Source organism: Paraburkholderia graminis C4D1M (genome assembly GCF_000172415.1).
Taxonomy (GTDB): Bacteria; Pseudomonadota; Gammaproteobacteria; order Burkholderiales; family Burkholderiaceae; genus Paraburkholderia; species Paraburkholderia graminis.
Map to the genome: position 1 here is coordinate 312,087 of NZ_ABLD01000004.1, position 20,025 is coordinate 332,111.

General features: G+C 63.4%; 16 protein-coding genes and 1 tRNA gene. 7 read left to right on the plus strand and 10 right to left on the minus strand.

The features are described 5' to 3' along the window. Positions 1-244 precede the first annotated feature (244 nt). From BGRAMDRAFT_RS09485 to BGRAMDRAFT_RS09495, 3 genes are all read right to left on the minus strand, one after another. A tRNA-Ser gene (locus tag BGRAMDRAFT_RS09485) sits at positions 245-334 on the minus strand. A 161-nt stretch (positions 335-495) separates the two neighbouring features. Next, positions 496-1,791 (minus strand): serine--tRNA ligase, encoded by a 1,296-nt coding sequence (gene serS / locus BGRAMDRAFT_RS09490; protein ID WP_006048494.1) that lies wholly within the window; start codon positions 1,789-1,791, stop codon positions 496-498. 68 nt (positions 1,792-1,859) lie between these two features. Beyond that, complete coding sequence (locus BGRAMDRAFT_RS09495; RefSeq protein ID WP_029971889.1) at positions 1,860-3,173, minus strand: replication-associated recombination protein A; 1,314 nt, start codon at positions 3,171-3,173, stop codon at positions 1,860-1,862. Positions 3,174-3,415: 242 nt separating this feature from the next. Between BGRAMDRAFT_RS09495 and cytX the strand changes: the two genes are divergently transcribed. Continuing rightward, the gene (gene cytX / locus BGRAMDRAFT_RS09500) at positions 3,416-4,732 is read left to right on the plus strand and encodes a putative hydroxymethylpyrimidine transporter CytX (protein ID WP_006048496.1); all 1,317 of its coding nucleotides are present in this window, start codon (positions 3,416-3,418) and stop codon (positions 4,730-4,732) included. 93 nt (positions 4,733-4,825) lie between these two features. Here the strand turns inward: cytX and speB are convergent, their stop codons facing one another. Continuing rightward, positions 4,826-5,818, minus strand: coding sequence for an agmatinase (gene speB / locus BGRAMDRAFT_RS09505; protein WP_006048497.1), 993 nt, complete (start codon positions 5,816-5,818; stop codon positions 4,826-4,828). A 182-nt stretch (positions 5,819-6,000) separates the two neighbouring features. Here speB and BGRAMDRAFT_RS09510 point away from each other — a divergent pair, with 182 nt between their 5' ends. Then, positions 6,001-6,912: a LysR family transcriptional regulator gene (locus tag BGRAMDRAFT_RS09510; protein ID WP_006048498.1), complete on the plus strand. Its 912-nt coding sequence runs from the start codon at positions 6,001-6,003 to the stop codon at positions 6,910-6,912. A gap of 96 nt (positions 6,913-7,008) precedes the next feature. Here the strand turns inward: BGRAMDRAFT_RS09510 and lolA are convergent, their stop codons facing one another. Together lolA and BGRAMDRAFT_RS09520 are read right to left on the minus strand one after the other, a co-directional pair. After that, on the minus strand, positions 7,009-7,767 hold the full coding sequence (gene lolA, locus BGRAMDRAFT_RS09515; protein WP_006048499.1) for an outer membrane lipoprotein chaperone LolA: 759 nt from the start codon (positions 7,765-7,767) through the stop codon (positions 7,009-7,011). 274 nt (positions 7,768-8,041) lie between these two features. After that, on the minus strand, positions 8,042-10,357 hold the full coding sequence (locus BGRAMDRAFT_RS09520) for a DNA translocase FtsK (protein ID WP_044020686.1): 2,316 nt from the start codon (positions 10,355-10,357) through the stop codon (positions 8,042-8,044). A gap of 365 nt (positions 10,358-10,722) precedes the next feature. Here BGRAMDRAFT_RS09520 and trxB point away from each other — a divergent pair, with 365 nt between their 5' ends. The 5 genes from trxB (at position 10,723) to BGRAMDRAFT_RS09545 (ending at position 15,138) form a co-directional block, all read left to right on the plus strand. After that, complete coding sequence (trxB, locus tag BGRAMDRAFT_RS09525) at positions 10,723-11,724, plus strand: thioredoxin-disulfide reductase (RefSeq protein ID WP_006048502.1); 1,002 nt, start codon at positions 10,723-10,725, stop codon at positions 11,722-11,724. A 171-nt stretch (positions 11,725-11,895) separates the two neighbouring features. Further along, entirely contained in the window at positions 11,896-12,672 is a 777-nt protein-coding gene (locus BGRAMDRAFT_RS09530; RefSeq protein WP_006048503.1) for a Smr/MutS family protein, read from the plus strand. Beyond that, entirely contained in the window at positions 12,672-13,292 is a 621-nt protein-coding gene (locus BGRAMDRAFT_RS09535; RefSeq protein ID WP_029971883.1) for a trimeric intracellular cation channel family protein, read from the plus strand. The genes BGRAMDRAFT_RS09530 and BGRAMDRAFT_RS09535 overlap by 1 nt, the downstream gene beginning before the upstream one ends. A 129-nt stretch (positions 13,293-13,421) precedes the next feature. Further along, the gene (locus tag BGRAMDRAFT_RS09540) at positions 13,422-14,081 is read left to right on the plus strand and encodes a glutathione S-transferase family protein (protein WP_006048505.1); all 660 of its coding nucleotides are present in this window, start codon (positions 13,422-13,424) and stop codon (positions 14,079-14,081) included. A 139-nt stretch (positions 14,082-14,220) separates the two neighbouring features. Beyond that, entirely contained in the window at positions 14,221-15,138 is a 918-nt protein-coding gene (locus BGRAMDRAFT_RS09545; protein WP_006048506.1) for a LysR family transcriptional regulator, read from the plus strand. 100 nt (positions 15,139-15,238) lie between these two features. Here the strand turns inward: BGRAMDRAFT_RS09545 and BGRAMDRAFT_RS09550 are convergent, their stop codons facing one another. The 4 genes from BGRAMDRAFT_RS09550 to BGRAMDRAFT_RS09565 form a co-directional block, all read right to left on the minus strand. Next, positions 15,239-16,354 carry an ABC transporter ATP-binding protein gene (locus tag BGRAMDRAFT_RS09550; RefSeq protein WP_006048507.1) on the minus strand — a complete coding sequence of 372 codons (1,116 nt, stop codon included), beginning with the start codon at positions 16,352-16,354 and terminating at the stop codon, positions 15,239-15,241. A gap of 89 nt (positions 16,355-16,443) precedes the next feature. Continuing rightward, positions 16,444-17,301: a carbohydrate ABC transporter permease gene (locus tag BGRAMDRAFT_RS09555; RefSeq protein ID WP_006048508.1), complete on the minus strand. Its 858-nt coding sequence runs from the start codon at positions 17,299-17,301 to the stop codon at positions 16,444-16,446. After that, positions 17,291-18,229, minus strand: coding sequence for a carbohydrate ABC transporter permease (locus tag BGRAMDRAFT_RS09560; protein WP_006048509.1), 939 nt, complete (start codon positions 18,227-18,229; stop codon positions 17,291-17,293). Before BGRAMDRAFT_RS09560 ends, BGRAMDRAFT_RS09555 begins: the two co-directional genes overlap by 11 nt. A 153-nt stretch (positions 18,230-18,382) precedes the next feature. After that, positions 18,383-19,630: an ABC transporter substrate-binding protein gene (locus BGRAMDRAFT_RS09565; protein ID WP_006048510.1), complete on the minus strand. Its 1,248-nt coding sequence runs from the start codon at positions 19,628-19,630 to the stop codon at positions 18,383-18,385. Positions 19,631-20,025 lie beyond the last annotated feature (395 nt).

The window sequence follows — 20,025 nt, forward strand, 5'->3', positions numbered from 1 at the left end:
CGCTATCAAGACCTCACGGTGCTCGGAGATTACCAGGCGTGCGGAACGCAGTACGTCCGACTTCTCTCTTTCTGTGGCCACGCTCACCGAAGCCTTCGGACGCACCATCACTCGCGGCGCCAACTGAACGCCATACAGCTCTGTAATACGTTTTTTCTCGGCCATGAGATGCAACTCAATCAAGAGACTTAGCACTTGGGCAATACAAACGAAAACAGGCCCCGAAGGGCCTGTTTTCTAAATCTGGCGGAAAGGGTGAGATTCGAACTCACGGTACCCCTAAAGGTACACCGGATTTCGAGTCCGGCGCATTCGACCACTCTGCCACCTTTCCGGGTTTTCCAACTAGCCGCTGCCGTATGAAGCTGGCGCGGTTTTGTCAGATCCAAGCGGGTCGCTGCTTGGGAGAGAAAGATTATAGAACAGTGAATCTGGATTTCCAAGTCCCTCGCCGAAAAAATTTCAGAGGGACGTACGTGAATCGTACAACACGACTCAAGCGGCCGGCACTTCCAGCCGCTCCACGCCGCCCAGGTACGGCCGCAGTGCAGCCGGCACCGTCACCGAGCCGTCGGCGTTCTGGAAATTCTCCAGCACCGCCACGAGCGTGCGGCCGACCGCGAGCCCCGAGCCGTTCAACGTATGCACGAGTTCCGGCTTGCCCTGCGCGTTCCGATAACGCGCCTGCATCCGGCGAGCCTGGAACGACTCGGTGTTCGAGCAGCTCGAGATCTCGCGATAGGTGTTTTGCGCCGGCAACCACACCTCGAGGTCGTAAGTCTTGGTGGCCGAAAAGCCCATGTCGCCTGTGCACAGCGTGATCACGCGATACGGCAGCTCGAGCTTCTGCAGAATCGTCTCAGCGTGCCCGACCATCTGTTCCAGCGCGTCATAAGACGTTTCCGGCGCCACGATCTGCACCATCTCCACCTTGTCGAACTGATGCTGACGAATCATGCCGCGCGTATCGCGCCCATACGAGCCCGCTTCCGAACGGAAGCACGGCGAATGCGCAGTCAGCTTGATCGGCAGCGCATTACCTTCGACGATGCTGTCGCGCACCGTGTTCGTCAGCGAAATTTCCGACGTCGAAATCAGATATTGCGTGACCGTGTTTTCGCCGCCGCCCTTCTCGACGCGGAACATGTCGTCCGCGAATTTGGGCAATTGGCCGGTGCCGTACAGAATCTCCGGATTCACGATGTACGGCGTGTAAATCTCCGTATAACCGTGCTGCTGCGTATGCGTGTCGATCATGAACTGCGCAAGCGCGCGATGCAGCCGCGCTATCTGCCCACGCAGCATCGTGAAGCGCGCGCCCGAGAGCTTCGCCCCGGTCTCGAAATCGAGGCCGAGCGGCGCGCCCACATCCACGTGATCCTTCACTTCGAAATCGAACTGACGCGGCGTGCCCCAGCGGCGCACTTCGACGTTATCCGCTTCGTCGCGGCCAACGGGCACGCTCTCATGCGGAAGATTCGGCACGCCGAGCAGAAGATCCGACAGCCGCTTCTGAATATCGTCCAGCTTTGCCGCCGACGCCTTCATCTCGTCGCCGATGCCGCCGACTTCCGCCATCACCGCCGACGTGTCCTCGCCCCGCCCTTTCATCGCGCCGATCTGCTTGGACAGGCTGTTGCGGCGCGCCTGCATTTCTTCGGTGCGGGTCTGGGTATCGCGGCGTTCCGCTTCGAGCGCGGTGAACGCCGCGACGTCGAGGCTATAGCCGCGGTCGGCGAGGCGTTTCGCGACGCCGTCGAGGTCTTTGCGCAGCAACTGGATGTCGAGCATGGGATGGGGCGGGTATTCGTTGTATGAAGGTGGGATTTTAGCGCACCGGCGCGCCGCGCCGGAGACTCTCAGCCCTTCTTCGGCTTGTTCTCGCTGCGCCATTGCGCGTCGAGTTCGGCAAGACGCGCCATCTTGTCGCCGATCTTGCCTTCCAGACCGCGCGGCGTCGGCGTGTACCAGTGCGGATCGCGCATGTTCTCGGGCAGATAGGTCTCTCCGGCCGCATAGGCATCCGGCTCGTCGTGCGCGTAGCGATACTCGTGGCCGTAGCCGAGTTCCTTCATCAGCTTGGTCGGCGCATTGCGCAGATGCACGGGCACGCCGCGCGACTTGTCCTTGCTGACGAAGCGCCGCGCCTCGTTATACGCGTTGTAGCCCGCGTTCGACTTCGGCGCGACCGCCAGATAGATGATGGCCTGCGCAAGCGCAAGCTCGCCCTCGGGCGTGCCCAGGCGCTCGTAGGTTTCGGCGGCGTCGAGCGCGATGCGCGCGGCGCGCGGGTCGGCCAGACCGATGTCCTCCCACGCCATGCGCACGATGCGCCGCGCCAGATAACGCGGGTCCGCGCCGCCGTCGAGCATCCGGCAGAACCAGTAGAGCGCGCCGTCCGGACTGCTGCCGCGCACCGATTTATGCAGCGCGCTGATCTGGTCGTAAAACGCGTCGCCGCCCTTGTCGAAGCGGCGCAAATTTTCGGCGAGCGCGCTGCCGAGCAACGCGCCGTCAATCTCCGTCGTCTTCTGCTGCGCAGCGGCGCGCGCGACGATTTCGAGGTTGTTCAACAGCTTGCGGCCGTCGCCGTCGGCGGAACCGATCAGCGCGTCGCGCGCTTCGTCGGTGAACGTGAGGCCGCCGAGTTCGCGCTGCGCCCGCTCGAGCAGTTCGCGCAACTCGTCCTCGTCGAGACTCTTGAGCACATAGACCGCGGCGCGCGACAGCAACGCGCTGTTCACCTCGAACGACGGATTCTCGGTCGTCGCGCCGACAAACACGAACAGCCCCGACTCGACATGCGGCAAGAACGCGTCTTGCTGACTCTTGTTAAAGCGATGCACCTCGTCGACGAACACCAGCGTCTGATGCCCGTTCGCGCGATGAATCTGCGCCGTCTCGACGGCCTCGCGAATGTCCTTCACGCCCGAAAGCACCGCCGACAGCGCGATGAACTGCGCGTGAAACGCGTCCGCCATGAGCCGCGCAAGCGTGGTCTTGCCGACGCCCGGCGGGCCCCATAGGATCATCGAATGCGCTTCGCCGGATTCGAATGCGACCCGCAGCGGCTTGTTCGGACCGAGCAGATGCTTCTGACCGATCACTTCGTCGATATTGCGAGGCCGCAGGCGTTCGGCGAGCGGGACATTGGCACGGGTTTCTTCGAACATGACGTTTTGGGGATAATCTCGGCTTTTCCGGACGCGGTTCGCGCGACGGTATCTGCGATGGTCGGAAGGCGGCGTGCTGCCGGACAAGCGCAAAGCCTGCACGAGAAACGCGCGGGCAACGTCCTGCATTATGACAGTGACGGCGCGTCGGCGAGCGCGGCGTGTCGTCTACCGAATGCGAACACGAGCGCGAACGCGCAGGCAAACCAAAGCAACAGACACACACTCACGGACAACACCCGATGGCACAAGACCCGCTCACCGGCGACGCCGGTTCCACCTACGCACCGCTTACGCCGGTGCCCGACGCGCGCCGCGCATTCCGCACCGGCGACGCCTTCGCGCTCTGGTTCTCACTCGGCATCGGCCTGCTGGTCGCGCAAGCCGGCGCGCTGCTTGTGCCGGGCTTGTCGCTGCCGCACGCGCTGCTCGCCATCGTGATCGGCAGCGCGATCGGCGTGGTGCTCCTCGCGCTCGCGGGCGTGATCGGCACCGACACGGGGCTCGCCGCGATGTCGTCGCTGCGTCCGACGCTCGGTGTGCGCGGCGCGTCGGTGCCCGCAGTGCTGAACGCGGTGCAACTGGTCGGCTGGGGCGCGTTCGAAGTGATCGTGATGCGCGATTCCGCCGACGCCCTCGCGAAGCAGGCGTTCGGTTTCTCGATGCCGCTCGTCTGGACCGTCGTGTTCGGCTTGCTCGCGACGCTGCTTGCGATCAGCGGGCCGCTGTCGTTCGTGCGGCGCTTTTTGCGCACGTGGGGCATCTGGCTGCTGCTCGCGGGCGCGGCGTGGCTCACATGGAATCTGCTCGCTCAGCACGACTTGAGCGCGATGATGCGCCGCCCCGGCACGGGCGAAATGCCGTTCGGCGGCGCCATCGATCTGGTGGTCGCGATGCCGCTCTCATGGCTGCCGCTGATCGCCGATTACACGCGCTTTGGCCGCCGCGCCGGCGACACGTTTCGCGGCACGCTGCTCGGCTACGGCATCGCGAACATATGGTTCTATGCGCTGGGCGCGATCTACGGTCTCGCCGCGGGCGGCGGCGACGCGCTGCTCACAAGCGCACTCGCGCAAGCCGGCGGCGGCCTTGCGCTGTTGCTGATCCTGATCGACGAAGTGGACAACGCATTCGCCGACATTCATTCGGCCGCCGTGTCGACCGGCACGTTCTGGGCGCGCGGCAGCGTGCCGATGCTCTCGGCCGCGTTCGGCGCGCTTTGCACGTTGATCGCGCTGCTCGTGCCGATGGCGAAATACCAGAACTTCCTGTTGCTGATCGGCTCGGTGTTCGCGCCGCTCTTCGGCGTGGTGCTGGTCGATCACTTCATCGTGCGCAAGCGCCGCATCGAAGCCGCCGTGCTCGCCGACGTGCGCGGCCGCTACGGGTTTTCGGGCGGCTGGCATCTGAGCGCGTTCATCGCGTGGGCGATCGGCATTGCCTCCTATCAGGCGATCAACCAGTGGCTGCCGAACCTCGGCGCGACGTTGCCGTCGCTGGCGATCGGCGCGGTGTGTTATCTCGCGTTCGTGTCGACGCGCAAGACTGCTTACGCGTAAGCGCTCGCTGCACTTCTAAATGCAGAAAAGGCCCGCAAATGCAGGCCTTTTCGTTGCTGACGGCGTGTCGCAAGAGCTACGTGGCGAACGGATTCACCGAGCCGCGGCAGTCCGGTATTCGACGCCCGGCAGCACGCACAGCAACTCGAACGCGAGGTTCGCCCCGAGCAGCGCCGTGGTGCCGAACGGATCATACGGCGGCGCCACCTCCACAAGATCGCAACCGACGATATTCAGGCCGTGTGCGCCGCGAATGATTTCGAGCGCCTGCGGCACCGTCAGCCCCGCGATTTCAGGCGTGCCGGTGCCGGGTGCAAAGGCCGGATCGATCCCGTCGATGTCGAACGTGATGTACACCGGACCGTCGCCCATGCGTTCGCGCACGCGCGCCATCAGCGGCGCAAGCGACTGGTTCCAGCACGCTTCGGCCTGCACGACCTCGAAGCCCTGATCGCGGCACCAGTCGAAATCTTCCGCCGCGTAACCGGTGCCGCGCAGACCGATCTGCACGACGCGCTCGCAATCGAGCAGGCCCTCTTCCACCGCGCGGCGAAACGGCGTGCCGTGCGCGATTTTCTCGCCCATCATCGTGTCGTTGACGTCGGCGTGAGCATCGACGTGAATCAGCCCGACCTTGCCGTGCTTGCGATGGATCGCGCGCAGGATCGGCAACGCGATCGTGTGATCGCCGCCGAGCGTGATCGGCTTGCAATCGTGCTGAAGGACCTCGTCGTAAGCGGTTTCGATCCGCGCGATCGAGTCGTGCAGGTTGTACGGATTGATCGCGACGTCGCCGAGATCGGCGACTCGCAGCGAGTCGAACGGCGCGGCGCGCGTTGCCATGTTGTACGGGCGCAGCAGCACGGATTCGCTGCGGATCTGGCGCGGCCCGAAACGCGCGCCCGTTCGGTTGGACGTGCCGAGATCGAACGGCACGCCGACGAAGCAGGCGTCGAATCCCGCCGCCGAGCCGACGTTCGGCAGGCGCATCATCGTCGCGATTCCGCCGCAGCGCGGCATCGCGTTACCGGACAGCGGCTGCGGCCGCTCGCCGGCTTCGGGAGAAATGAAGGAGGAAGTATTCATCGTGGCTCGGCAATGAAAAGTCCCGGCGGGCGGGAATCGGCGAAACCGGCGCGGAGCAGGCATCTGGCAAGCAGCCAGAAGCTATTCATGCCGGGCGAACTTACATTCTTGAGCAGTTCGGGTGAACGTCCAATAGCTGCTCAAAAACCTTCGCATTGATCCCGAGCGATGTATCCTGACGCATGTTCTCCCAACTCACCGACCTCGACCTGCGGCTCATCCGCGTCTTTCTCGCGATCGTCGATGCGGGCGGCGTCTCGCCGGCGCAAGCCACGCTCAACGTCGGTCAGTCGACCATCAGCACGCAACTGGCCACGCTCGAAACGCGCCTCGGCTACCGGCTATGCGAACGCGGCCGCAGCGGCTTTCGCCTGAGCGCGCGCGGCGCGCAATTCGTCGATGCCGCTCGCGCGCTGCTCGATGCCGTCGACAGCTTCGGCATGCAGGCGCGCAACGTCGGCCGCAAGCTGGTCGGCACGCTCGACATCGGCATGATCGGGCACACGCCGGTATCGGCCAGCGCGCGCATCAGCGAGGCGATTGGCCGCTTTCGTTCGCGCGATCAATCGGTGCGGTTTTCGATTCTCGTGCGCTCGCCTGGCGAGCTCGAAGAGTTGCTGCTCAATGGGCGGATTCAGATCGGCATCGGCTATTTCTGGCATCGCGTGCCGTCGCTCGAATACACCGAAGTCTTCGCCGAAGACCAGTTCGCCTACTGCGCGAAAGAGCATCCGCTCTTTGCTCGCGCCGGTGAAGTCACGCCCGCGCAGGCCGCCGCGCATGAATGGGCGTGGCGCAGCTATCCGTTGCCGGAGGCTGAAAGCTCGACGGCCGGGCGCAACGTCACCGCCGTCGCCGACAACATGGAAGCGGTCGCGATGCTCGTGCTTTCGGGGCATCACCTCGGCTATTTACCGGGACATTTCGCGGCGCCGTTCGTCGAGCAAGGACTGCTCGCCGCGCTGAATCCGGCCGTCATGCGCTACCGCGTCGCGTTTCATATGGTCACGCGCGCACGGCAGCATCGAACGGATATTGTCGAAGCGTTTCTCGAGGACATGAAGGCCGCGCATGCAATCGAAGCCGAAAAATAGCGCGGCCCGTTTTGCATCGGCGATAAAAAAAGCCACGCATTCAGCGCGGCTTTCTTCGTCAACATTGAACGTGCAGCTTGAACGTGCAGCGGCAATTTAGCCGTTGATCACGTCCGCGCCCTTCGGCACGGTGAACTTGAACGCGTCAGCAGGCAGCGGCGGATTCTTCTGGATGTTCGAGAACGTCAGCAAGGTCACGTTGCCGAACACATCGTGCAATTCCATAGCTTGCAGATTGCCGTCCTTGAAGCCGATGCCCACGCGCTGGAATTGCGTGTCCTTTGCTTTCGGCGTGAGTTCGAGCCAGTCGATGCCGGCCTTCACGCCCGCATCGCGCAGCGTGAAGTTCTTGTCGAGATCGTTGCTGCCGAACAGGATCGCCGCCGGGCTCGCGCCGAGCGCGCCGCCCAGGCTCCGCACTGTCACCTGGTTCAGGTCTTTGTCGTAGACGTAAAGCTTGTCGCCGTCCGCTTGCAGCAGTTGCGCGTAGGGCTTTTCGTATTGCCAGATGAACTTGCCCGGACGCGCGAACGTGAATGTTCCACTCGACGTGCTGTTCTTGCTGCCGCCCGTGGTGGAGAGCACGCCGCTAGCACCACTCCCGCCACTCCCGCCGCTCGCCCCTTGCGCCTTGCCCGGCGCGCGCACTTCCTGCTGGACGAAGGTGCCGCGCGCCGAGTGAACCTGCGAGACGAACGCCTTCAACTGTTCGGTGCCGCTCGCGAACGCCTGCGAAGCGACCAGCACGGATGCGCCGATCGCCACCGTGCCCGCAGTGCGCGCAAGCGCGCGAGCCAAATGCGCAAAGCGGCCGACGCGGCCGGATTGTGCATGCTGCTGTGCGAATAGCTGCATATGTTTTTCTCCCTTGATCTGAATTCGTTGAGCGGCCGCGGTGTTGGCGGCGCATCGTCATGAGCGGTGTTGCCGCGCAAGACTGCGGTTTTGCGCGAAGCTTAGGCAGGCAGCCTTAAGCGAGTCTTAGGAGCGAACCTTTGGAAACGAACGTTACAAGCGGTGAACAAGCGGTGAACAAGCGGCGAAGAAAGCGAAAAAGACAGAGCGGTAAAGGCAGCCGACAAAAACCCAACGCCTCACCGCAGCACGCCTTAATCAGCTTCACTTGGCCTCACTCCGCCTCGCGCGCCGGCGCAAGAATCTCGCGATTGCCGTTCGACGACATCGCCGACACCACGCCGGAGTTTTCCATCTGCTCGAGCAGGCGCGCCGCGCGGTTATAGCCGATGCGCAAATGCCGCTGCACCAGCGAGATCGACGCGCGCTTGTTCTTCAGCACGACGTCCACCGCCTGATCGTAAAGCGGGTCCGACTCGCCGTCGCCCGATCCGCTTCCTCCGGCGCCCGCCGAGCCTTCGTCGCCCTCGCCCGTCACGCCGCCTTCGAGAATGCCCTCGATATAGTTCGGCTCGCCCTGCTCCTTGAGCTTGTCGACAACGCGATGCACTTCGTCGTCCGACACGAACGCGCCGTGCACCCGCACCGGCAAGCCGCTGCCGGGCGGCAGATAAAGCATGTCGCCCATGCCGAGCAGCGATTCCGCGCCCTGCTGGTCGAGAATCGTGCGCGAGTCGATTTTCGACGACACCTGGAACGCCATGCGCGTCGGCACGTTAGCCTTGATGAGGCCGGTGATCACGTCGACCGACGGACGCTGCGTGGCGAGAATCAGATGGATGCCGGCCGCGCGCGCCTTCTGCGCGATTCGCGCGATCAGTTCCTCGACCTTCTTGCCGACCACCATCATCAGGTCCGCGAGTTCGTCGATCACGACGACGATGTTGGGCAGACGCGTGAGCGGTTCCGGCTCGTCCGGCGTGAGGCTGAACGGGTTCGGCAGCTTCTCGTCACGCTTCGCCGCTTCGTCGATCTTGTTGTTGTAGCCGGCGAGGTTACGCACGCCGAGCTTGCTCATCAGCTTGTAGCGCCGCTCCATTTCGGCGACCGCCCAGTTGAGCGCGTGGCCGGCCTGGCGCATGTCCGTCACGACCGGACACAGCAGATGCGGAATGCCTTCGTAGACGCTCATTTCGAGCATCTTCGGATCGATCAGGATCATGCGGACCTGGTCGGCGCTCGCCTTGTAGAGCAGCGACAAAATCATCGCGTTGATACCGACCGACTTGCCCGAACCGGTCGTGCCGGCCACCAGCAAGTGCGGCATTTTTGCGAGGTCCGCGCAAACAGGCTTGCCGCCGATGTCCTTGCCGAGACCCATGGTGAGCGGCGACGCCGCATCCGCATAAACCGCCGAGCCGAGAATCTCGGACAGGCTCACAGTCTGGCGGCGCTGGTTCGGCAACTCGAGCGCCATGAAATTCTTGCCCGGAATCGTTTCGACCACGCGGATCGACACGAGCGACAGCGAACGCGCGAGGTCTTTCGCCAGATTCACGATCTGGCTGCCCTTCACGCCGGTGGCCGGCTCGATCTCGTAACGCGTGACGACCGGGCCCGGATAGGCGGCGACCACGCTCACTTCGACGCCGAAGTCCTTGAGCTTTTTCTCGATCAGACGCGAAGTGAATTCGAGCGTATCGGCCGAAATGGTTTCCTGCGCGGCGGGCGCGGGATCGAGCAGCGAAATGGGCGGCAACGTGGAATCGCCCGGCAGATCGGTGAAAAGCGGCACCTGCCGTTCTTTCTCGACGCGCTCGGATTTGGCCGGCGTGACGACCGGCGGCACGATCACGACCGGCTCATGTTCCTCGATGCGCACTCGCCCCTTCTCGACCTTGCCCTCGCGCTTGACCGCGGCGGCTTCGCCCAGCTTGCGGTCGCGCCCGGCCTCGCGGCGCAGCTTCGCGAAGGTCACGGCGGAGATAATCGATTCGCCGACTTTCTCCGACACCGACAGCCACGAGAAACGGAAATACAGCGACAAGCCGATGCCCAGCACGATCAACAGCGCGAGCGTGCCGCCCGTGAAGCCCAGCGCGTGCGACACGCCGCGCGCGACCGCCTCGCCGATCACGCCGCCCGGCGCGCGCGGGAGTTGAACCTTGAGCGACCACATGCGCAGCGCCTCGATGCCGTCGCAGGCGAGCAGCACGAGCATGAACGCGAAGGCGTCCGCGAGCCAGGTCGTATCGCGCGGCGCGTCTTCGTCCGGTTCGTCCTGACGGGTAATGCGCTTGTAGTTCGCGGAAATGTGCCGGCCGAGCAGCACGATCCACCAGTAGGCGGAGAGGCCGAACAGCAGCAGCAGAATGTCCGAGGTCCACGCGCCCACGCGGCCCGCCCAGTTGGCGATGTGATCGACCTGCGCGGCGTGCGTCCAGCTCGGATCGCGGCGGCTGTAGCTGACGAGCGCCATCAGCAGGAACACGCCGAGCGCGACCTGCAGAATCCAGCGGATTTCGGTGAAGAGGCGCGACATGCGGTGCGGTAATGCCTGCGCGCTCGCGGAATAAGGAGCTTTTGCCATTGATCCTGTTGCTTGTGTGGCCGATGCGTGGCCGATGCGTGTTGCCAATTCTATTGCCGGGCCTCGGGTCGAAGCCGTTCGGCGCGGCAGAGAGCCCGGCGCCGTCGACCCGAAAGACCCGAAACTTCGATCCGGCCTATTGTAAACGCAGTGCCCCGCATGAGGCTGTAAATGACGGTAACCTGGCCGATCGGCCACGCGCGCTGATCGCTTAGGCCCCGCGCCGGGCTATCGCCGCGATCGGAAAGCTTCATGGAGCAGCCCGCGGCCCCGCCCTTTATAATGCCCGACTGATACCCATCTACAGTTTCAGCCAAGTCGCGTTGCCCGCATGGGCGGGCAGCGCGCCGTAAAAGGATTCGATCATGCCCGCAACTTCCACGAAACACGCCAAGGTTCTGATTCTCGGTTCCGGCCCTGCCGGCTACACGGCAGCGGTCTACGCGGCTCGCGCCAACCTCGCGCCGGTGCTCGTCACGGGCCTCGCGCAAGGCGGCCAGTTGATGACCACGACCGACGTCGAAAACTGGCCCGCCGACGCCAACGGCGTGCAAGGCCCGGAACTGATGGCGCGCTTCCTGGAGCACGCTGAGCGCTTCAATACCGAAATCATCTTCGACCACATTCACACGGCGAAGCTCGACGAAAAGCCGATCCGCCTGATCGGCGATTCGGGCGAATACACGTGCGATTCGCTGATCATCTCGACGGGCGCGTCGGCGCAATATCTCGGCCTGCCGTCGGAAGAAGCGTTCATGGGCAAGGGCGTGTCGGCCTGCGCAACCTGCGACGGCTTCTTCTACAAGCAGCAGCATGTGGCCGTGGTCGGCGGCGGCAATACCGCGGTCGAAGAAGCGCTCTATCTGTCGGGCATCGCGAAGAAGGTCACGGTGATCCATCGCCGCGACAAGTTCCGCGCCGAGCCGATCCTGATCGACCGCCTGCTCGCGAAAGAGAAGGAAGGCGTGGTCGAGATCAAGTGGAACCATACGCTCGACGAAGTGACGGGAGACCAGTCCGGCGTGACCGGCGTGCGCATCAAGCACACGCAAACCGGCGAGACGACGGACATCGCGCTGCAGGGCCTGTTCGTCGCGATCGGTCACAAGCCGAACACGGACATCTTCGAAGGCCAACTGGAGATGAAGAACGGCTACATCATCACGAAGGGCGGCCTGAACGGCTTTGCCACCGCCACCAGCGTGCCGGGCGTGTTCGCGGCCGGCGACGTGCAGGACCACGTGTACCGTCAGGCAATCACGAGCGCAGGCACCGGCTGTATGGCCGCGCTCGACGCGCAGCGCTATCTGGAAACCATCAACGAGATGGCCGGCGAGCACGCGATGAGCCAGGAAGCCGAGCGTTGATCGGCAGCGCCTTCGTGCGAACGCAACGGTAAAATAGCGGCTGGGCGTTGCCCGGCCGCTCGCTGGATCAAAGGCCGCGGCTCATGAGCCGGCGGCCTTTTTTATTCGAAGCCGCACCAGGATCGCGCGAGGCGCCGCGCGACCGAATCGTTATCCGCGTCTACTACCGCCATGCCGAAGAACCACCCTCATCCGAACGAGCCGAAGCGCGTCCGCGCCCCGGCTGCAACGCCCGCGCGCGAACCGGCTGCGCCCGCCGCGACGCCGAAGATCGAGCCGGCCGCGGGCTTAGCCGGCCTCGGCGCATTGCGCGACGCGTTGAAGGTCGACGCGCAAAAGCGCGAGCGCGAACGCGCCGCCGCGACGGCTGCGCGGCGCGAAGCCGCGGCGGACGCCGATCTGTTTCGCCGCGAGATCGGCGAAGTCGCGCCGCTCGCCGTGCCGCCGCGCGCATCGTTGCCGCGCAATCCTCCGCCGCCGCTGCCCGTGCAAACTTTGCTCGATGAAGAAGCCGTGCTGCACGAAGCGATCTCCGACGAATTCGATCCCGAGGTGCTGCTCGAAACCGACGAGACGCTCTCCTATTGCCGCCCCGGCGTGAGCCAGGAAGTCGTGCGAAAACTGCGGCGCGGCGACTGGATCGTGCAGGCGCAAATCGATCTGCACGGCATGCGGCGCGAGGAAGCCCGCGAGGCGCTGGCGGAATTCATCCGCGAGTCGGTCAAGCGCGGCTTGCGCTGCCTGCGCGTGATTCACGGCAAAGGCCTGGGATCGATCGGCAAGGAACCGGTGCTCAAGGGCAAAGTGCGCGCGTGGCTCGTGCAGAAGAACGAAGTGATCGCGTTCTGCCAGGCGCGGCCGCACGACGGCGGCGCGGGCGCGGTCGTCGTGCTGCTTCAGCCGGGCGCCGCGCCGGCTCACGCCAGGCCGCTGACGGAGCCGCAGTGATCCATCCGAGACTCACACTCGCGCTCTCCCTCATGGAGGCGCTGGCCATCTTTGCGTACGCGATTTCCGGTTTCATCGAAGCGAGGACGCGCCGCCTCGACGCGGTCGGCACGTTCCTCGTCGCCATCGCCACGGCCTTCGGCGGCGGCACGTTGCGCGACGTGCTGCTCGAGCGCCGGCCGTTCTACTGGGTCGAGCATCAGGGCTATCTGATCGCGATCTTCGTGATGTCGCTGTTCGCGCCGACCTTGCTGAAGATGACCTCGCGCCTGCTGTCCGAGCGCGTGCTGCTGGTCGCCGATGCGATCGGCCTTGGCCTCTTCAGCATCGCGGGGACTTCGATTGCGCACGACGCGCAAATGCCCTGGTTCACGTCCGTGATGATGGGCGTGGCGACGGGCGTGTTCGGCGGCGTGATACGCGACGTGCTCTGCAACGAGGTGCCGCTGATCCTGCGCGATTCGCGGCCTTACGCGACGTGCGCTTTCGTCGGCTGCTGGCTGTATGTGCTGCTGGACTACGTGAATTTCGACACCGTGTATAGCGTGCTGTTCGCCACGGGGTTCATTCTGCTGGCGCGGCTCGCGACGTTCCGCTTCAACGTGCGCCTGCCGCATTAGCGGTTTCTGGCGCGGCGTCAGCATGGCTCCAATAGGCGGCGGCGTGTCGATTTGCGCCGCGCTCGCTCGTCGTGATCTGAACGGCCCTGGGGGGCCGTAACAACCGTCCAACTGTCGAAGGCGATCACGATGAAGCTCAAGCTCTACGCACACCCTTTCTCCTCGTACTGCCAGAAGGCGCTCATCGCGCTGTACGAGAACAGCACGCCGTTCGAATTCCGCCTGCTCGCGCATGACGACCCGCAAATCATGGCCGAATTCGCCGAACTGTGGCCGATCAGGCGATTTCCCGTGCTGGTCGACGGCGAGCGCACGGTGACGGAGGCGAGCATCATCATCGAATATCTCGGCCTGCACTATCCGGGGCCGGTGGCGCTCGTGCCCGCCGACGCCCGCGCGGCGCTCGACGTGCGCAGCATGGACCGCTTCTTCGACAACTATATTTCGACGCCGCAACAGAAGATCGTGTTCGACAGCCTGCGCTCCGAAGCCGAGCGCGACGCGCGCGGCGTGACGGAAGCGCGCGCGATGCTCGATACGGCCTACGCGTGGCTCGACAAAACAATGGCGGCGCGCGAATGGGCCGCGGGCGACACCTTCAGCCTCGCCGATTGCGCGGCGGCGCCGGCGCTCTTTTACGCCGACTGGAGCCACGCGATCGACCCGGCGTTCGCCCATGTGCGCGCCTATCGCGAGCGCTTGCTGGCGCGTCCGTCTTTCGCTCGCGCAGTCGACGAAGCCCGGCCCTACCGCCCGCTGTTCCCGCTCGGCGCACCGGATCGGGACTGAGCGGCGACGAGCGTGGAACGAGCGGAGACTGAGCCGGATCAGCGGAGTCGCGCGCCAACCCCTTGCGACAACATTATTCCGAGCCTATACACTTCACGTCGAAACCAATTTCCGCTCATTACACATAAGAAGGCCAAACATGGACCGTTTTGAAGCGATGGAGATCTTTACGCGTGTGGTCGAGGCGAACAGCTTCACGAAAGTATCCGAATCGCTCGACCTGCCGCGCGCGAAAGTGAGCCGCACGATTCAGGCGCTGGAAGAGCATGTCGGCGTGCGCCTCCTGAACCGCTCGACGCGCCAGGTCAGCGTCACCGAAGACGGCGCGCTGTTTTACGATCGCTGCGTGCGCATCCTCGCGGAAGTCGCCGACGCGGAATCGTCGCTGTCGAACAAGCGTGAGAATCCGGTCGGTACGATCCGCGTCGACACGTCGGGCACGCTCGCTCGCGCGCTGCTGCTGCCCGCGCTCGACGACTTCTACCGGCGCTACCCTGAAATCGACGTGCGTCTGGGTCTCGCCGACCGCAACATCGACCTGATTCAGGACGCCGTGGATTGCGTGATCCGCATGGGCACGCCGGAAGAATCGAGCCTCGTCGCAAGGCGCATCGGCCATGCGCGTATCGTCACCTGCGCTTCGCCCGCATATTTGGAGAAGTACGGCACGCCGAGCACGCTCGATCAATTGAGCGAGCACCGCGCGGTCAACTACGTGTCGGCGCGTACGGGCAAGACCTTTCCGTTCGAATACGAAGTCAACGGCGAGACCGTGAAAGTCGCGATGAAAAGCGTGCTCGCGGTCAACGACGGCTCGGTCTACATTCGCGCGGGCGAGCTCGGCCACGGCATCATTCAGCCGTCGCGCTTCATGGTCGCGCATCTGATCGAGCGCGGCGTGCTGAAGGAAATTCTGACTGACTACACGAGCCCCGGCACGCCGCTGTCGATCCTGTACGCGCATCGCCGCAATCTGAGCTCGCGGCTGCGCGCGTTCACCGAGTGGGTGACGGAACTCGTACGCAACAATCCGGACCTGCGTATTCCGGAAGCCTGACTGGCGCCGCCGGCCCAGGCGAAGAAAAGAAAAGCCCCTTGCGTCGCGAGACGCAAGGGGCTTTCTCAATGAGGCAAGGCCAAGCGATCAGACCAAAAAATCAGGCGATGCGCTCTTCATTCGACGGATCGAACAACACCGCTTTCGACGTATCGAACAGCAGCGTCGTATTCGTCAACGGCTGCGGATTCGACGCCGGGTGCACGCGGCTCACCACGCGCTTGCCGTTGACCTGCGCGAACACCAAAGTGTCCGGCCCGGTCGGCTCGATCACGTCGACCTTCACTTCGATCTGTTGCAGCTTCGCGTGATCGCCATGCGCGCCGCGAGCATCGGTAATGCGCTCGGGACGCAAGCCGAGAATCACTTCACGGCCCACGTGCGACTTGACCTTCGCCGAGTCGAACGGCAGATTCAGCGCCGTGCGCGCAATGCCCGTATCGAGTTCGAGACCCACGCCCGCGCCCTGCTCGACGAGCTTGCCCTGGATGAAGTTCATCGGCGGTGCGCCGATAAAGCCGGCCACGAACAGGTTCGACGGCGAGTCGTAAATCTCCTGCGGCGCGCCGAACTGCTGGACGATGCCGTCTTTCATCACGGCGATGCGGTCGCCGAGCGTCATCGCTTCGATCTGATCGTGCGTCACGTAGACGATCGTCGTGCCGAGGCGTTGATGCAGCAGCTTGATTTCCGAACGCATCTCGATACGCAGCTTGGCGTCGAGGTTCGACAGCGGTTCGTCGAACAGGAACATCACCGGATCGCGCGCCAATGCGCGGCCCATTGCCACGCGCTGACGCTGGCCGCCGGACAGTTGACCCGGTTTGCGATCCAGCAGATGCGTGATCTGCAGCGTGTTCGACACGCGGTCGACAATCTGCGTCTGTTCCTGCTTCGGCACCTTGCGGATATTCAGGCCGAACGAGATGTTCTCGCGCACCGTCATCGACGGATACAGCGCGTACGACTGGAACACCATCGCGATATCGCGATCTTTCGGCGACAGGTTGTTCACCGTCTTGCCGTCGATCTGGATCTCGCCCTTGGTCACCGTTTCGAGGCCGGCGATCATGTTGAGCAGCGTCGACTTACCGCAGCCCGAGCCGCCGACCAGAATCAGGAACTGACCGTCTTCGATGTCGATGTTGACACCCTTCAGAACCGGCACCCCGTTCGGGTAGGTCTTGTACACGTCACGGATGGAAAGGCTTGCCATGCTGTGAATCCTCTAGTCTCTGGTACTGCTTGAAAACGTCTTGTTTATGCGCCGGGACACGCCGCCGCGCTCGGATGGTTTGCGAGGCGTTAGCCCTTCACCGCGCCGGCCGTCAGCCCGCGCACGAAATAGCGTCCGGCGATGATGTAGACGAGCAAGGTCGGCAACGCGGCGATGATCGCGCCGGCCATGTCGACGTTGTATTCCTTCACGCCCGTCGACGTATTCACGAGGTTGTTCAGCGCCACCGTGATCGGCATCGAATCGACGCCGGAGAACACGATACCGAACAGGAAGTCATTCCAGATCTGCGTGAATTGCCAAATCAGACACACCATGAAAATCGGCAGCGACACGGGCAGCAGAATCTTCGTGAAGATCGTGAAGAAACCCGCGCCGTCGATACGCGCCGCCTTCACGAGTTCAGCCGGAATGCTCACGTAGAAGTTGCGGAAGAACATCGTCGTGAACGCGATACCGTAGATCACGTGCACCACCACCAGGCCGGTCGTGGTGTTCGACAGGCCGAGAAAGCCTTCGAAGCGCGCCATCGGCAGCAGGATCGCCTGGAACGGAATGAAGCAGCCGACCAGCAGCATCGTGAAGATCGGATCGGCGCCGCGAAAACGCCAGTGCGTGAGCACATAGCCGTTGAACGCGCCGATGATCGACGAGATCAGCACCGCCGGAATCACCATCCGCACCGAGTTCATGAAGAACGGCTGCATGCCGTCGCAACGCACACCCGTACACGCGCCGCTCCATGCCTTGATCCACGGATCGACGGTCCAGTGCGTAGGCGGCGTCAGCAGATTGCCGGTGCGCAACTGGTCGATGTCCTTGAACGACGTGGACAGCATCACGTACAGCGGAAACAGGAAGTACAGGGCAAACAGGACCAAGGCCGCGTAAATGACGGCACGGCTGATCGTCATCTTAGGCTGCATTGCGGGTGCTCCTCGATTCCAGATACATGAGCGGCACGAGCACGGCCACGACGGTTGCGAGCATCATCATCGACGATGCCGCGCCGACGCCGAGCTGCCCGCGATTGAACGAAAACGTGTACATGAAGATAGCCGGCAGCGACGACGACGTGCCCGGACCGCCCGCCGTCAACGCGACGACGAGGTCGAAGGTCTTGATCGTGATGTGGCAAAGAATCAGCAGCACCGAGAAGAACACCGGACGCATGCTCGGAATCACGATCTTGCGATAGATGGTGGGCAGATTCGCGCCGTCCATCTGCGCGGCCTTGAAGATTTCGCCGTCCACGCCGCGCAGGCCCGCAAGAAAGAGCGCCATCACGAAGCCGGTGGATTGCCATACCGCCGCGATTACTACGCAGAAAATCGCCTTGTCCGGGTCGCCCAGCCAGCTAAACGAAAAGCTCGTCCAGCCCCAGTCGTGGAAAACTTTTTCGAGGCCGATGCTCGGCGTCATGATCCATTGCCACGCCGTGCCGGTCACGATGAACGACAGCGCCATCGGATACAGAAACACCGCGCGCAATGCGCCTTCGTTGCGGATCTGCTGATCGAGCAGGATCGCGAGAAAGAGACCCAGGCCGATGCAAATGCCGATAAACGGAATGCCGAACCAGCCGAGGTTCGCCGCCGAGGTCCAGAACACGTCGTTATCGAACAGTTCGCGATAACGGTCCAGACCGACGAAATCATAACGAGGCATCAGTCGCGAATTGGACAGCGACAGATAGCCGGTGATGGCGATGAAGCCATAGACGAAGATCAGGCTGATCACGACGCTGGGTGCGAGCACCAGCTTCGGAATCCAGCGATCGGCAAGGGCCGCCATGGGCGACGTGCGGCGGGCGACGCTAGCCGTTTTCCCGTTTCCGCTGATAGAAGCAGTCACTACTCGACTCCTGCTGAAACTGTCAGGTGAAGCCGCGTGCATGCGAGGCGCAGTGCAAACAGCGCACACCGCATTGCGCGAATTCACGCGATCAACGGCGCGAAGGGCGCGCCCGCTTAATACATTCGACGGACGCGCCCTTCGCTACTTCACTTACTTGGTCTTCGCTGCCTTCGCGAGCGCGGTCACTGCGCTCTTCGAATCCTGCTGCGAGTTCATGAACTTCGTGACGACGTCGGAGATCGCGCCGGCTGCCGCATCCGGCTGAGCCATGCCGTGAGCGAGCGACGGCACATAGCCGCCCGACTTGATCGCCGTTTGTTCATCCGCGTACGACTTCTTCGCGCAGTCGTCGAACTTCGCCATCGAGACGCCCAGACGAACCGGAATCGAGCCCTTGTTCAGGCTGAACTGCTCCTGGAACTCCGGCGTCATGATCGTCTTCGCGAGCGCGAGCTGGCCCGGCGTTGCCGCCTTCTGGCCTTTCTGCTGGAAGAACACGAACGAGTCGACGTTGAACGTGTACGACTTTTCGGTGCCCGGCACGGCCGCGCAAACGTAGTCCGCGCCCGACTTTTTGCCGGCGTTGGCGAATTCGCCCTTCGCCCAGTCGCCCATGAACTGCATGCCGGCCTTGCCGTTGATGACCATCGCCGTTGCCAGGTTCCAGTCACGGCCCGTGCGGCCCGCGTCGAAGTAACCCTGGATCTTGCGGACCGTGTCGAACACGCCGACCATCTTGTCCGAAGTCAGCGTCTTTTCGTCGAGGTCGACCAGCGCCTTCTTGTAGAAGTCCGCGCCTTGCGACAGCACGACGTCTTCCCACAGCGTCAGGTCTTGCCACGGCTGGCCGCCCATCGCGATCGGCTGAATGCCCGCGGCCTTCATCTTGTCGGCCACCGCGAAGAATTCAGGCCACGTGGTCGGCACCTTGCCGCCCGCCTTGTCGAGCGCAGCCTTGTTGATATACAGCCAGTTCACGCGATGCACCGAGAACGGCGCCGCGACATAGTGGCCGTCCGCGTGCATGATCTTGTCGATTTCCGGCGGCAGGTTCTTCTTCCAGTCGCCCGCGACGGAGTCGATCGGCACCAGCACGCCTTGCGAAGCCCAGTCCTGAATCAGCGGACCTTTGATCTGCGCGGCGCTCGGTGCATTGCCCGAGATCACCTGCGTCTTCAGTGCCGTCATGGCAGCCGCGCCCGCGCCACCCGCAACCGCAAAGTCCTTCCACGTGTAACCCTGCTTCGTCATGTCGTCCTTGAGGACGCCGACGGCTTTCGATTCGCCGCCCGAAGTCCACCAGTGCAACACTTCGACCGACTCGGCAGCCTGCACGGCCGAGACGCCACACATCAGACCCGCGGCGCACAGAGCGCCCATGATCGCGCGAAATTTCATTGCTTATCTCCTCCAGACACCTGAACAAAAAACAAATGGCCCCTGATGTCGCCAGGGTGCTGTGGTTGGTTCAAACAGGCAAAACACTGGGCGATCGAGCACGGTCGGGCGCATGCGTTAAGGCATGTGCCGGCGGACCGATGTCCGGCCGCTGGAAGCTCAAGAGATGAGTGATTCGGGATGCAACTGACTGTCTCCTCTTTTGATTTTTGCCCGCCCGCGTCGCGCGGCAGACTCGAGGCTGGCCCATGCCGGCAATGCAATGTCCGTTTGCAATGTCCGTTAACATGCAGGGGACGTTGGCCGATTCGCGAAACGTGCAACTGACATGCAGCGCACGCTTTTTTCATCGAATTTGCGCTACCTCTTGATTTGGATTGTAGTTAAACTACAAT